This is a genomic window from Lactobacillus sp. CBA3605 (assembly GCF_002970915.1).
Lineage (GTDB): Bacteria > Bacillota > Bacilli > Lactobacillales > Lactobacillaceae > Lactiplantibacillus.
The window spans coordinates 2,385,191-2,398,527 of the sequence record NZ_CP027190.1 but is presented as its reverse complement, the minus strand read 5'-3'; the positions used below and the strand labels follow the sequence as shown (position 1 = coordinate 2,398,527).

Annotated in this window: 14 protein-coding genes; 4 read left to right on the top strand and 10 right to left on the bottom strand. The window is 42.7% G+C overall.

The features are described 5' to 3' along the window. Positions 1-9: 9 nt before the first annotated feature. On the bottom strand, positions 10-651 hold the full coding sequence (ytpR, locus tag C5Z25_RS11630) for a YtpR family tRNA-binding protein (protein WP_105452721.1): 642 nt from the start codon (positions 649-651) through the stop codon (positions 10-12). Positions 652-818: 167 nt separating this feature from the next. Between ytpR and C5Z25_RS11625 the strand changes: the two genes are divergently transcribed. Beyond that, positions 819-1,142 (top strand): PepSY domain-containing protein, encoded by a 324-nt coding sequence (locus tag C5Z25_RS11625; RefSeq protein WP_105448249.1) that lies wholly within the window; start codon positions 819-821, stop codon positions 1,140-1,142. Positions 1,143-1,288: 146 nt separating this feature from the next. On the opposite strand, the gene C5Z25_RS11620 is transcribed toward C5Z25_RS11625, so the two are convergent. From C5Z25_RS11620 to C5Z25_RS11600, 5 genes are all read right to left on the bottom strand, one after another. Continuing rightward, complete coding sequence (locus C5Z25_RS11620; RefSeq protein ID WP_105452720.1) at positions 1,289-2,353, bottom strand: FRG domain-containing protein; 1,065 nt, start codon at positions 2,351-2,353, stop codon at positions 1,289-1,291. Between the two features lie 111 nt (positions 2,354-2,464). After that, the gene (gene trmB, locus C5Z25_RS11615) at positions 2,465-3,109 is read right to left on the bottom strand and encodes a tRNA (guanosine(46)-N7)-methyltransferase TrmB (protein WP_105452719.1); all 645 of its coding nucleotides are present in this window, start codon (positions 3,107-3,109) and stop codon (positions 2,465-2,467) included. A 75-nt stretch (positions 3,110-3,184) separates the two neighbouring features. Then, positions 3,185-3,979 carry a phosphotransferase family protein gene (locus C5Z25_RS11610; protein WP_105452718.1) on the bottom strand — a complete coding sequence of 265 codons (795 nt, stop codon included), beginning with the start codon at positions 3,977-3,979 and terminating at the stop codon, positions 3,185-3,187. Positions 3,980-4,100: 121 nt separating this feature from the next. Beyond that, positions 4,101-5,306: an ABC transporter permease gene (locus C5Z25_RS11605; RefSeq protein ID WP_105452717.1), complete on the bottom strand. Its 1,206-nt coding sequence runs from the start codon at positions 5,304-5,306 to the stop codon at positions 4,101-4,103. Further along, positions 5,299-6,036 (bottom strand): ABC transporter ATP-binding protein, encoded by a 738-nt coding sequence (locus tag C5Z25_RS11600; protein WP_105452716.1) that lies wholly within the window; start codon positions 6,034-6,036, stop codon positions 5,299-5,301. The genes C5Z25_RS11605 and C5Z25_RS11600 overlap by 8 nt, the downstream gene beginning before the upstream one ends. Before the next feature lie 190 nt (positions 6,037-6,226). Here C5Z25_RS11600 and C5Z25_RS11595 point away from each other — a divergent pair, with 190 nt between their 5' ends. The 3 genes from C5Z25_RS11595 to C5Z25_RS11585 all read left to right on the top strand — a co-directional run bounded on the left by C5Z25_RS11595 (position 6,227) and on the right by C5Z25_RS11585 (position 8,136). Continuing rightward, entirely contained in the window at positions 6,227-6,679 is a 453-nt protein-coding gene (locus tag C5Z25_RS11595; RefSeq protein WP_105452715.1) for an HIT family protein, read from the top strand. An 11-nt stretch (positions 6,680-6,690) separates the two neighbouring features. Beyond that, positions 6,691-7,029, top strand: coding sequence for a hypothetical protein (locus tag C5Z25_RS11590; RefSeq protein WP_105452714.1), 339 nt, complete (start codon positions 6,691-6,693; stop codon positions 7,027-7,029). 204 nt (positions 7,030-7,233) lie between these two features. After that, a complete protein-coding gene (locus C5Z25_RS11585) occupies positions 7,234-8,136 on the top strand; it encodes a peptidylprolyl isomerase PrsA (RefSeq protein WP_105452713.1) in 903 nt (300 codons plus the stop codon). Positions 8,137-8,191: 55 nt separating this feature from the next. On the opposite strand, the gene C5Z25_RS11580 is transcribed toward C5Z25_RS11585, so the two are convergent. The 4 genes from C5Z25_RS11580 to C5Z25_RS11565 all read right to left on the bottom strand — a co-directional run bounded on the left by C5Z25_RS11580 (position 8,192) and on the right by C5Z25_RS11565 (position 13,319). After that, on the bottom strand, positions 8,192-9,169 hold the full coding sequence (locus tag C5Z25_RS11580) for a 3'-5' exoribonuclease YhaM family protein (RefSeq protein WP_105452712.1): 978 nt from the start codon (positions 9,167-9,169) through the stop codon (positions 8,192-8,194). A 17-nt stretch (positions 9,170-9,186) separates the two neighbouring features. Continuing rightward, positions 9,187-11,691, bottom strand: a complete 2,505-nt coding sequence (locus C5Z25_RS11575; RefSeq protein ID WP_105452711.1) for an ATP-binding protein — start codon at positions 11,689-11,691, stop codon at positions 9,187-9,189. Continuing rightward, positions 11,681-12,898, bottom strand: a complete 1,218-nt coding sequence (locus tag C5Z25_RS11570; protein ID WP_105452710.1) for a metallophosphoesterase family protein — start codon at positions 12,896-12,898, stop codon at positions 11,681-11,683. Before C5Z25_RS11570 ends, C5Z25_RS11575 begins: the two co-directional genes overlap by 11 nt. A gap of 76 nt (positions 12,899-12,974) precedes the next feature. Further along, entirely contained in the window at positions 12,975-13,319 is a 345-nt protein-coding gene (locus C5Z25_RS11565; RefSeq protein ID WP_105452709.1) for a YlbF/YmcA family competence regulator, read from the bottom strand. Positions 13,320-13,337: the final 18 nt, after the last annotated feature.

Sequence of the window (13,337 nt, the reverse complement as noted above, 5' to 3'; positions counted from 1 at the left end):
TCTCATCGTTTAAGCAGTAAATAAAGTTTGGGCCCGTTCAAAATCAAACGGTTCGCCAACTTTTTGATAATCAGCCGGTAAAATTAAAGCCCCCGGCCGTTGTGGTGCATCCGGTAATCGAAGTTCCCGTCCAGAAACGATCATCCCGTTACTAGCCACACCCCGTAATTCACCTGGCCAAATAATTAGCCCATCCGGCATCATTGCCCCGACTTTCGCCACGACAACCAAAATATCAGCTTGCATATTTGGTGACCCACTGACAATTTGTAATGGCTGATCCGTACCAATTTGTGTTTTTGTCACTAATAAGTGATCAGATTTTGGATGGTCCGCTGCCGTTTCAACATAACCGACGACGAATTTTGGCGTTGTATCTAAGACCAAGTCGGCCTCAAAATCATTGGCCGTTAATAACGCATTTAATTGTTTAACTTGGGGCGCAGTTAAATGCACTTGACCATTCACTTCTAAAGCGCCCAGGGTCTTTGAAACATCAAAAAAGTTGTAGCCCAGCGTTTCACCCGTAGCAGTATCGCTAATACGGGTCACGTTTTGATGCGTTTCGATTTTTTGATCAGCAGTATCTGGTCGTAAAATGGCGATTAAAGTATCGCCTAACTCGGTTGGATTATAACTTGTAATTAACATTTGAAACCCCTTTACTCTCATTCTAGACATTCATTTTAATATTATAGCCTATTTTGCCTATATCTTACGGATTAATTATGACTTTTATTTGTTTTATCGTCAATCATTGGTATACTAATTCTGAACAAAAAAATCCCGCATTGAGTTGGTCGAAAGGAGCACACAATATGCATAAACAAATTCAATATGGCGGCTTGTTAGCAGTTGGCATGGCAGGGATTGCTGGTGGCTTTTCCGTTAGTGGGCTATTTAAACGCTTACGCCGACCAACCCCTAATCAAATTTTAAGCCAGGTTAAACGCGCTTTTTTAAAGGAAGCCCCGATTGAAGGTTCTTGGATTGAAATGAAAAAAGCCCCTTTACAGAAGTTCGCCTTACGAACGGATGTCTATTATGGTGGCGTGACACGTTATGAGGACGGTCAATTGGTCCAGTATGAATTCTTAGCGGATGCTAATACTGGTAGTATTTTAGATATTTATCGTCTCTAAATTCAGAAAACAAGCTATACTTAATACTTTTAAAAATAAACCTAGTGGCTACAATTAATAATTGTGACCACCAGGTTTATTTTAGGTTTGCTTAATAAAAATACTGATTACTTTACTAAAGGGTGATTAGTTCTAATACTTAATTATTAGGTGTATCTTTCCCTGATTTTTTTAGCAATATGCTCATGATCAGGATAAATAAAATCTTCAGTGACACCAATTTGTGCCAGCTCAGCTAAAATACTAGCTTTTTTGTTTGCACGAACAACAAATTTAATTAGCTTACCTACCTTGCTCACTCGCAACGTTTCAATTCGTCTCTCTGCAGTTTCTACGGCAACTTTTTCAGCTTCTTTGCTTAAATTCCCATAATCAATTGAATCTGCTAACACAAACGGTACGAATAGAAATAACCCTCGTTGATTATTGATACGATCGTCAATTATTTTTGGCGTAATAATTTTTGGCAGATAAAATGCTAACGGATCAATAATTTTATCAAAATCATGAATGTCCCGTTTAATTTCATGATATAACTTTACGATGCCATACGTATTGGTAAACTTATTATATTCGTTATTCTTAACTGTACCCGTTCCTGCTTTTTGAATTGCCTTATACTGTTGGTACCAAAGAACATCATTATCTTTTAAATATCGATAAAATTTAGTAACTGCTTTTAAAATTTCCTGTTTATCATAATATGTTAACCTTGCCATTGAAGCTTCAAGTTCTACCTGATCACTAAAAGCAGACCGTTCAATTTTCACCGCATTAACATTCTCACGTATTTGGGCGCTAGTTCCCTGACCTTTAAAAAATTCTCTTCTTAGTACACCCAAATTTTCACTTCTGAGTACTTTTTCCAATTGTCTGATATTTATTTCATTAGAAAACGGAAAAATTTCCCCGTTAGATCCACTTGACTGATTTCCAGAAACTGCAAAAAATAAAGCCACTAACGGATTACGGGTTAAGTCTAACAGACGAGTTGGCAACCCGTGATGTTGCATCACAGCCAACCGATCAAAGTTTGTATAGTTATTATCAAACAAACTTGGATCCCTAATTAAGAACTCCTTAAACAAATTATCTTCACGTTTGAAATATGAATTACGGAAAATACCTGATAAAGTATTGCCATATGGCTCAGCCTGTCCTCTATAGAACATTTCTTTTTCGCCACTGCCGATACTTTTTAATACATTCAAAAAATCTGGAACTGATGAAATTTGTTTTCTTCAACATCCTCAACCAAATTTCTACCTCTTCCTATATGAATGAATTCTCTTCCCCTCATCAACACATGTTGACAAAGGAAACTATTTAGTTGGAAAGGTCGCAATAATCTTATAAATCGGCCCTTTTGAACTATATTTTTGTTCATATTCAGTTTCAACATTTTCTTCAGGCGTCACTGCAGCATGCAAGTCTAACCAGACCTGTTCAAACTGCAACCCGAAGTTATTCATACTCGTTAATGAAAACTCAAATAACCCGCGATTATCCGTCTTAAATTCAATCTGCCCATGTGCCTTTAAAACTTCTTGATAGCTTGCCAAGAAAGTCTTATAGGTTAAGCGCCGTTTTGCATGTCGACTCTTCGGCCATGGATCAGAAAAGTTCAAATAAAGACGATCAACTTCCTGTGGCTCAAAAAAAGTCGTCACTGATTCACCATCTGCATGAGCCAGTTGTAAGTTTGGCAACGGTTCAGCGACTAATTTTTTCAAAATCAGTGCAATTACTGATGTTTGAATCTCAATCGCCACATAATTAATCTCTGGGTGACGTTTTGCCATCTCAATGATAAATTGTCCCTTACCACTGCCAACTTCAATCTGGAGTGGCTGAGGGGTCTTAAAACGGCTTTGCCATTTACCACGAAAATCCGCGGGGGTTTCAGTGATTAGTTCTGGATGGGCATTAATTAATTCCGGGGCCCAAGGTTTATTTCGTACACGCATATGTTCTTTTTAACTCCTCTACTCATTAAAATAGCCGCGAATTCCGCTTGGAACGCGCGACTATCAGGTTTGATTTTAGAAAAATGACAATTGTTGCTGCATCAATTCTTCTAAGAAAATAATTTCATGATTCATTTTGTGATATTGATTACGATAATAATTATCTTTAATATTCAATAACAAATTCACCTTAGCATACCAAATGACCCGTTGCTGCATTGCTGGTGTCATCGTCTCACCGTACTCCGCTAACCAAGGTTGCCAAGCGGCTAACGGCAAATATTCACATAATAATAGACTAATATCCGAAGCAGGGTCCGCAAACCGTGCCGCATCCCAATCAACTAAATATAATTGGCGATGGTCCGATAATAACCAGTTTTTATGGTTCAAATCACCATGACACACACGATAATCAGCCACTGGCAAAGTAGGCAGTTGGTTCTTTAACCCCGCTAAGACGTCGGCCATCAATGGATGTTGCCGCAAGTCATCTGGTAAATCACTAAGATATTGACGAATAAAATCTTGTGGTCGGACAACCTGACCACCAACTTTAGTTAACATTCGATGAAGCAACTTGGAATTGTGCACACGTGCCAATAAATGCGCCACTTCAGGCAGCTGCATTTGTTGCTTCGTTAAAGTTTGACCATTCAGCCATTCTTGCGCGGTCAAAGTATCACCGCTTGAGATTCGTTTCGTCCAGATTAAGCGCGGCGTTATTTCCTCCATTGAGAGTGCCGCTAAAAACGGCGAGGCGTTCCGTTTCAAGAATAATCGTTGTTGGTTCTTCTTACCCATAAAAGCTTTATCAGTATTACCATCAATCGGATAAACCGCCCAACCATCATCAAGTTCGAAATCCATCAGCCCACTCCTCTCAAAAAAATTCATTTTACGACCGGCTCCATAATTCACTTAACAATCACATTCTAAAGACCAAACTCGGCTACGTCAAGTCCTTTTTATTAAGACAGTCATTTCGGTGCTATCCCAGTCGTAGCTTGGTATACCATGCAACTAAGAGATAGATTTCAACGGCATTAATAACCGTCAAAAATCCGACTTGACCTAACGATGCGTTACTCAACCAAAAAGCCAGTAAAAAGATGAGGCCGGTGGTCCCCAAAATAACCGCTAACAGTCGTTGAAAGTTAGCACGCCGCTGTGTCGGTTGCAAGGGATAAATGTGGGTAAAGACAATATTATCGTAACGTTTATAAAACGGCAACAACTGGAACCCAATTAAGTAGATGAAGATAACATCTAGTCCCATTGCCAACCAACCATGACCGCTAAAATACAACAAGACCGCGCCAATTATGGTTAGTCGCGTAACTAGCCCGCTGAATTCCGTTCCTCGCAGCATCCCTCGTGTTAAGAGATAGCCAAAGGCATGGGCTTGATCTTGCGGTAACCAGCGTAGTAACCAATCTAAATAACGGCGGCGTTTGACCGTTCCTTGTACCATTGGCACATCCGTAAATAAATTAAAGAAGCGATAAATACCTAGCATGCGGTTCGCTTCTAACTTAATATCCGCTTGCCAAGCAATCACTGTTTTGGGCCAGATGCTAGCATGCCACCATCGTTGACCACCAGCTAACCCAGCCGCCAAAACGAGCCCTAACCACGGACTAACCAATAAGCTAAGGCCAATAATAATTAGCGCCAAGCCCCAATTCAAGCCCCATAACCATCGTTGTTGTAACCGCGTTAGCCGATACAGTGCCGTGACATAACCGGTCAATTGCCCGTCCTTCAACAGGAGTTGCGTCCCTAATAGGGCCAACAATGACCAGCCTGATAACTGATCCACTAATATTAAGATGGGAACGACTAGGCCAACTAGTATGACTTGGACCACTTGTGCCAACCACCAACTATAGCGCCATGCATGGATTAAATAGCCGTGTAAATCTTGTTCACGCGGTAACAAAAATACCGCATCTGCGGGTTCTAATAACGTGGCAACCCGGCCGATTGATAAGCCACCCCATAGTAAGAACCCCACCAATAACACAATCCACGTCATCTGTGGCGTCACCGTTTTGAGCCAATTAGAATAGGCTAAGCCCAAACCGCCCACAAAAAACATTAACGCAATCACAAAATGATCGTTAAAAACCAGTCGTAGATACCGTAACATTTGACGTAGGTGCCGTTGCAATCGACTTTGATAAAGCTTATTCATCTCGAGTCACCCCAGTCAAGCTGAGATAAATATCGTTCAAAGATTCCCCCGCATCTGGATAATTCGCTTTAATTTCTTCAAAACTACCTTGGGTTTGAATCTCACCGGAGTGCAGTAAAACAAACCGATCACAGAATTTTTCAGCGGTATCTAACACATGCGTCGACATTAAAACTGCGGCCCCTTGTTCCTTAACAGTCGCAATCAACGCCAGCAAGTCATGTACCGCTAAGGGGTCTAAGCCTAAGAAAGGTTCGTCAATAATGAATAACTTAGCGTTAGTTATAAACGCACACACAATCATTACTTTTTGTTTCATCCCTTTGGAAAAGTTCGCCGGAAACCAACTCAGCTTATTATCCAAACGAAATGTTTTTAGCAACGTATGTGCACGCTCCCACGCGACTTTTTGATCCAGCCCATAGGCCAGCATCGTCATTTCTAAATGTTCTTTTAAAGTTAATTCTTCATATAAGACTGGCGTTTCTGGAATGTATGCTAATTGTTGTTTATATTGTTGCGGGTCCTGTGATAACGTTACATCATTTAATGTAATCGACCCTTTCATTGGCGTTAACAACCCGATAATATGATTAATAGTGGTTGATTTACCAGCCCCATTTAATCCAATCAAACCCACTAATTCACCCGGTTCAACTTGAAAACTAATATCTTTCAAGACCGGAATTTGAGAATAGCCACCAACGAGATGGCTTACTGATAATGCCATAAATCTAACCTCTTTCTGTATGGTGTAAGTTGAGCTCTATTATAGCATAGCCCTCTTAAGAAAATTGCCGATTAGGGCCGGTCCCCGGCGATTTGACCAACGCTTTAGCCACGGTCAAAAATTAAAGCGCCATCATTTTCAAAGGTGTTAGTGTATAATAGAACTAAATTTTAGAAAAGAAGGTCATCAAATGCCAGCTTTTGAACCCAAACTCGATGCCGATTGTATTTTTTGCAAAATCATTAACGGTGATGTGCCTAGTTATACTATTTATGAAGACAACATGGTCAAAGCCTTCCTAGACATTTCGCAAGGTACTCCCGGTCACACTTTAGTCATCCCTAAGACACATGTACCCGATCTATTCGCATACGATAGTGACTTAGCTAGTGCCGTCTTCGCCCGTATACCAAAGATTGCCCGGGCCATCAAAGCTTCTGATGACCGCATTATCGGCATGAATGTTATTAATAACAATGGTGCCGTTGCTTATCAATCGGTCTTCCATTCTCATTTTCATTTAATCCCTCGCTATAGCGATAAAGATGATTTCCGAATGATTTTTAAAGATAATTCTAAGAAATACGACGAAACTGACTACACGCGTTTACAAAATGCAATTAAAACTCAGTTAACCGATTAGGAGGCCTTCAGATGGCAAAATTTTTCCGTCGCAGTCTCGCCGGTCTTGGCCTCGGCGTGGCCGCTTATATGATTATCAATCGCAAGTCCCCTCGCGCGGTTTATACGGACGCCAAGGATTACATTCAAGAAGTCTTAGATGCTGCCGATCATTTACAGCAGGCTCGGGAAGATTTCGGTGAAGCTCAAAATAATCTAGGTAACGAAATGACGCATGCGAGCGATGTCTTAAATGACATCCAAACCGAAGTGGACAAATTCCAATTCAAACTAGAACCCCACTTGGCAATCATGCAAAAACATGCCGACCACTTGCAACAGACCCTTGACCAATGGACGCCAAAAGACTAATTTGACCGCTTAAGTTGTTGAATTTACAAGCCGTTTTCATTCAGTTTGACCTTAACCGGTGCTAAACTTTGTGAAGAGGTTGTGAATTATCTGAAAATTTTGTAAAGATTTCCAACCGCCTGCAGAAGCGAACTTACTTATGGTATAGTAGTCTGGTAAGTCTGCTAGAGCAGAACTATTTCAAGAATGGGATGTGTTGTCGGAATGAAAAAATGGCTTATTGCGCTCGCCGGTGTATTGTTGACCTTTACGCTTGCCGGTTGTGGCAGCAAGACAGTTGCGTCGACCTCTGGTGGTAAGATCACCGAAAGTCAATATTATAGTAGTATGAAGGGTACCTCTTCAGGTAAACAAGTCTTGCAACAAATGATTTTGAACAAAGTCCTCGAAAAGGACTACGGTTCAAAGGTTTCAACCAAGACAGTTACCAAGCAATACAACACTTATAAATCTCAATATGGGAGTTCATTCTCAACTGTATTGACACAAAATGGGTTGACTGCTAAGACCTTCAAGGAACAGATTCGTTCAAACTTGTTACTCAAAGAAGCCGTTAAAGATAAAGTGACGATTACGGACGCTGCTTTGAAGAAACAATGGAAGTCATACGAACCTAAAGTCACTGTTCAACATATCTTAGTTGCTAAGAGTGCAACTGCTGATACTGTTCTTAGTGAATTAAAGAAGGATTCTAGCCAAGCCAACTTTACGAAGTTAGCTAAGAAGTATTCAACTGATTCAACTTCTAAGAGCGACGGCGGTAAGTTAGCTGCTTTCGATAATACGAATACAAGCTATTCTTCTAAATTCCTAACTGCGGCCTTCAAGTTGAAGAACGGTGCATACACCACTTCTGCTGTTAAGACCAGCAATGGTTACGAAATCATCCGGATGATCAAGAACCCTGGTAAGGGTAAGATGTCTGATCACACCGCTGAATTGAAGAAACAAATCTTGGATAACGATATGAGTGACTCAACTGTCTTGCATAACGTTGTTGCCAAAGTGCTTAAAGCTGGGAATGTTAAGATTAAAGATAGTGATTTGAAGAACATCTTATCTTCATACCTCTCAACTTCATCTTCTTCATCTTCAAGCTCTAACTAATTTAAAGTAACTTAAAAGACGACCTGTTAGGGTCGTCTTTTTTTGTCGTCGTAAATTAGTCTTGTTTATCTGGTAAATCCTTGCTGGCATCATGTTCTGGGCGATAAAAGTTCCGCCCGTCCATTGCAAAGAGCCGTTCCGTATATTCACCCGGTTTCGCATGAATAATCGCCGTTTGCATCATCTGAATCGACGCATCCAACTCATCTAAATCATGTAAGATTTCGGCTTCCATCACATGTGGCCGTACCGGTGACCCATATTCCAACAACCCGTGATGAGCAAGAATCATATGCCGCAAAATCAAGACTGATTCAGCCTGCTCATCAATCTTTAACTGTTGGCACGCTTCAACAATTTGTTCATCAATTAAAACAATGTGTCCGACTAAGTTGCCCGCCAACGTGTAAGTTGTTGCCACTGGTCCAGACATTTCAATCGTCTTCCCCATATCATGCAAGATTGCCCCGGCATAGAGTAGTGAGCGATTAACATGCGGATATTCGTCAGCGACTGCTTTTGCTAACCGTAAAATGGATAACGTATGATACGCCAAGCCCCCGGCAAACGCATGATGATTCTTTTTAGCCGCTGGATAACTGAAAAAGGCATCATGAAATTGCGTTAGCAAATGCCGGACAATTCGGTTCCAATTCGGCGTCGTGATTTCAAAGACATATTGATTCAACTGCTCTTCCATCGTGGCCGTATCTAGTGGGGCGTGCTCAACAAATTGCTGCACTTCTTGGGGCTCTCCCGGTTGGGTTAACCGCATTTGTTGAATCTTAATTTGGGGATTACCTTGATAATTTTCCCGTTTCCCTTTTAAATGTACAATTCGTCCAGCTTGAAAATGCGTTACATCTTGATCACTTGCATCCCAAAACTTCCCAGAAATTTCACCAGAAGTATCTTGAAAATTAATTGCCAAGAATTTTTTACCCGTCTTAGTGACCCGCACTTCTGAATCCTTCAACAAAAAGAATCCCTCAACGGTCTCATCGAGCTGATAATCAAATAGTTTTTTTGTCATCATCATTACCCCCAAAATTAGGTTAATTTATGCACAGTTGTTGCGTTCATCGCCGTTAAGGCTGCCGTTTCATTCGTAAAGTACAAGATTTGATGCTGGGTCGCCACGGTTGCTAATAATTGCCACGCCAACAGGCGCCGTTCCTCGTCAAAGTTCACAAAACCATCATCAATCATGATCGGTAAAGTGGCCTGATCACCTAAGTGTACAATCAGAGCTAATCGTAAGGCTAAATAAAGTTGCTCCTTGGTCGCCGTTGATAACTCTGCGACCGCAAAGGCTGGACCAGTCGTCGCTTGGACGACCAAATCATCACCAACCAATTTGATTTCATTATACCGCTGTCGGGTCAATTGCGCGAAATAGGTCGTGGCTTGGCCCATAATCGTTGGCAACTGCTGATTGGTTAATTGCTGTAAGGCTTGCTCTATCCAGGTCGCTCCTAATTGTCGGGTAAGCCATTGACGCGCTAACACCGTCATTTCAGTTTGCTGATTTGCTTGTTGTTGGCGTAATTCAGTATAGCGCCCATCCGCTGTTAATTGTGCTAATTGCGTTTGTACGGTTACTAATGTTTCGGTTTGTTGTGCAAGTTGCGTCTGCAATTCAGTTTGCTGTTGCCGATTGGTCGTAACTGCGGCCTGCAAATCCGATAAAGTCTCATACTGTGCCAATGCCTGTTGCTCCGTAGTGGTTAGCTGCCCTGCTAATTGTGTTAAATTAGTTTGACGTGTCACTTGGTCCGCTTGAGCAGCAATCGCGGTTCCCAATGCCGTCGCATCCGCCAATTGATTTTCAGTTGCCAACTGCTGTAATTGTGCCGTAACTGTCCGTACTTGGGCAGTCAACTGTTGCACCTGTCGTTGTGTATAAGCAAAATCTGGACCGGCCATTGTTTGCGTCTGCATCATTTGATGAATTTGATCATAAAACGCTGTAATGCGGTCAACACTGTCCACTAATTGCTGATCATTAACAGGTAACCAAGCCGCTGCAAACTGATAATCCGCTAAGGCCTGTCCAACTGTCACCGTTTGAGCCGCTAATTGTTGTTCTGCTTGAGTAACCGTCGCTTGGGCCCGTTGCAAGGCATCAATTAATGCCAGTTGAGTCTGCGCTGCTACCGGATCTAAGTCTGGCGCTAACCCCGCCGCCGTTAATTCAGCACTCAAGGCAGTCTCATTGGGCACCACGCTTGCAGACTGATGGGCTGAATGCCAGCCGACCCATCCCAATAAACCGACGCCCACTAAAATCAAACACCATAAGAGCCATTTGAGCCCAAACACAGGTAACCCGAGCACAGCTACAACGCCACCAACCGCATACAGCCGCCAATCTAGCTTAACTTGGGGTGACTTAGTGGTTTGACGTTGCTGTTGACGTGACGGACTGGTTAGTAAAGCCGTTTTTAAAGCCGTTAGCGCTGCTTGACGCTGTGGCGACAAACTCGCCGTTAATTCCGGATGCGCTGATAATTGTTGCTGATAATCTGCTTTAGCTGCCGTCGCTTGCCCCGCCAAAGTCCGATAACGCCCTAGTGCTTGTTGCAATTGCGGTAATTGCGCTTCCAAAGTCTCAAATTGAGCTTGATGGGCAATGTAAAATCCTAATACCCCTTGTGAGTCCCGATCAACAGGCTGTTGGCTTAATTGCTGGCGGGCACTCGCTAACGTATGCTGCAAATCGGTTTGGGTTGTGCTTAGCTGTTGATAACGGTGAACTGTAGCCGCTGACAATGCGGGGTCTGTCGCTGTTGATTGTGCCTGTAACTGTTGCAATTGCTGGTAAACTGGCCACTGGTTCCGTAAATTAGCCAGTGTTTGTTGGGTCGCATTAGCGGCTGACAAGTGCTGATTTAATTGCGTTTGTTGCGCAGTTAATTGTTGGACTTGTTGCTGTAACTGTTGATAATCAGGATAGCGCTGGCGGGCCGCTTGAACTTGGTCGGTTAACCCTTGATAGGCTTTTAGGCGCTGATTAAGCTCAGGCTTACGACCACGCGGTTTATATAGCGTATCTGCACTCGTTCGTAAAGCCGCCGCCGTGGCACGCCATGGTGCACTCCCCAGCGTCCCGACTTGTTGTAATTGTTGATTTAAATCCGTCGCACTCAGTGATTTTAAAGCCGTTAATTCAGCCTGATTAAAGGTAAATAATTGCTTATAGCTAGTCTCATCATAGGGCATTAACCAATGCGCCAATAGCGATAACGGTTGTGGGGCCATCGTGCTTAGCTTAACTAGCTCAGCCGGCTGATCACCTAACCGCGTGAGCCGATAAAGTTGACCTTGAACCATTAAATCTAGCGAACCACCGTACTGGCTGGTTGTTTTTGGTTCATAACGGGCCAACAAATAGCGCCGAGATGGAAAACCAAATAACAGGCCTAAAATAAAAGCCCGCAACGTGGACTTTCCCGTTTCATTAGCCCCATAAAAGACTTGTAACCCACTCGACAGGTCAAAAGTCTGCTGGCTAAATTTGCCAAAACCGGCAATTTCTATGCGTTTAATTTGCATCATCGGCCTCCGTCGTTGTGAGCTGATATTGATCAGCTAATAGTGCCATGACGCGTTGTTGCCATTGTGCTGGCGTTAACGTTTCTAATAGCGCCTGATTTAAAAAGGGTTCATCTAACAGATGTCCCGCTAGATCCGCAATATTGGCGGCCGTTATCACCTGTTGACCAGCCTGTTCCCAAGTCGCCGTCGCCACGCCAAACGTTGCTGGCGCCGTCGGTAAGGTCGCCAGCTTGAGCGCCACCGGCCAAATCGTTGTCGCCGCTAATTTTGTTTGTAACTGCGTCAACAAGGCACCCTGTACCAGTGCTAGATTAGCACTGGCGGTCAGTTGCATGCTCGTTGGGAGTTGAATCGTCAATAATTGCTGCTCATTCGTGGCTAACGCTGTGAGTTGGTCAGTTAATTGCGCCAGCAAAGTAGCTCGATCAAGTTCGCCGCTTAACGTTGGTGTCCAATCAGCCCAGCTCAAATCTGTTAATGACTCAAAAGTTGGCACTAACCGATGATCTGCTTGACTCGTTACAATCAGACAGCCTTTATCACCTGTTTCATGACGTTGTCGGCCTTGAATATTGCCGGGATATTCAATTGGTGGGACGGCATTTAACTGTTGCCGTTGATGAATGTGCCCAAGCGCCCAATAATCATAGTGCTTCGCTAATAAATCGGTGACATTAAAAGGCGCATAATGGTCGCCAGCCGTCCCAACCTGACCATGTAACATACCAATTTGATAGTCCACGGTTTGATCTTTAAGTGGAAATGCCGGTGCCATTGGGGTCGTAATCCAACGCTGCGCATAACTAAAGCCACTGATAGCAACCCGTTCTTGTTGGGCCGTTGTTAACGTGACCGTCTCCACTTGGGCACCTAAAACGTGCACGTTATCTGGAAACCGCCAAACCGTCAAATCTGGTTGAAAGTCATGATTCCCAAAAGAGAGTACCACCGGTATTTCAGCTGCCTTTAACTGTTCTAAGGCCGTCATTAAAGCCGCTTGAGCTTGCACACTTTGGGCTTGCTGATCGAACAAGTCACCTACTAATAAGACAAAATCCACTTGTTGTGCAAGTGCCAAGTCAACTAATCGTTGCAATGCCCGTAGCGGTGCCGCGATAATCTGCTGTTGTAGTGTGGCTGGTAAGGCCGTTAACCCTTGGAACGGGGTATCTAAATGTAAATCCGCTGCATGCAAAAATTTCATTTTTTCCTCCATTAATCAAAAAAAGAGGCAATCACGAAAAAGATTTCGCCATTGCCCCCTTTTAACCTCAATCGAACTAGCTTTGATATAATTCTTGGACGGGTTTCGTAATCACTTGATTCAAGTCATTCATTAACTGGTTCAAGTTACGTTCCTTACCCATTAATGTTTTAATTTCATCAACATTGCTGACCTTATCAGCTAAGTCATGGGCTTTTTGAACTTCATCATCCGTGAGGTCTTCGCCATTCATTTGTTTTTGTGACAATTGCATTTGAATTTCTTGGAAATCCTTAAACAAATCAAACGCACTGGCATTTGTTTGCATGGTCGCATAAGCGGCCTTCAATTCCTTAAATTCTTTCGTGTCACGTAATTCTTGTTCTAATTGGTTTGCAGTATCATAAATATTTACGGCCATGATTAGTTCCTCCTCGAG

Bases quoted from the DNA above. Each gene is read 5' to 3' on its own strand.
- ytpR (WP_105452721.1), bottom strand. From the start codon at position 651: ATGTTAATTACAAGTTATAATCCAACCGAGTTAGGCGATACTTTAATC.
- C5Z25_RS11575 (WP_105452711.1), bottom strand. From the start codon at position 11,691: ATGCAAATTAAACGCATAGAAATTGCCGGTTTTGGCAAATTTAGCCAG.
- C5Z25_RS11565 (WP_105452709.1), bottom strand. From the start codon at position 13,319: ATGGCCGTAAATATTTATGATACTGCAAACCAATTAGAACAAGAATTA.
- C5Z25_RS11585 (WP_105452713.1), top strand. From the start codon at position 7,234: ATGAAAAAATGGCTTATTGCGCTCGCCGGTGTATTGTTGACCTTTACG.
- trmB (WP_105452719.1), bottom strand. From the start codon at position 3,109: ATGCGTGTACGAAATAAACCTTGGGCCCCGGAATTAATTAATGCCCAT.
- C5Z25_RS11590 (WP_105452714.1), top strand. From the start codon at position 6,691: ATGGCAAAATTTTTCCGTCGCAGTCTCGCCGGTCTTGGCCTCGGCGTG.
- C5Z25_RS11605 (WP_105452717.1), bottom strand. From the start codon at position 5,306: ATGAATAAGCTTTATCAAAGTCGATTGCAACGGCACCTACGTCAAATG.
- C5Z25_RS11600 (WP_105452716.1), bottom strand. From the start codon at position 6,036: ATGGCATTATCAGTAAGCCATCTCGTTGGTGGCTATTCTCAAATTCCG.
- C5Z25_RS11610 (WP_105452718.1), bottom strand. From the start codon at position 3,979: ATGGATTTCGAACTTGATGATGGTTGGGCGGTTTATCCGATTGATGGT.
- C5Z25_RS11580 (WP_105452712.1), bottom strand. From the start codon at position 9,169: ATGACAAAAAAACTATTTGATTATCAGCTCGATGAGACCGTTGAGGGA.
- C5Z25_RS11625 (WP_105448249.1), top strand. From the start codon at position 819: ATGCATAAACAAATTCAATATGGCGGCTTGTTAGCAGTTGGCATGGCA.
- C5Z25_RS11570 (WP_105452710.1), bottom strand. From the start codon at position 12,898: ATGAAATTTTTGCATGCAGCGGATTTACATTTAGATACCCCGTTCCAA.
- C5Z25_RS11595 (WP_105452715.1), top strand. From the start codon at position 6,227: ATGCCAGCTTTTGAACCCAAACTCGATGCCGATTGTATTTTTTGCAAA.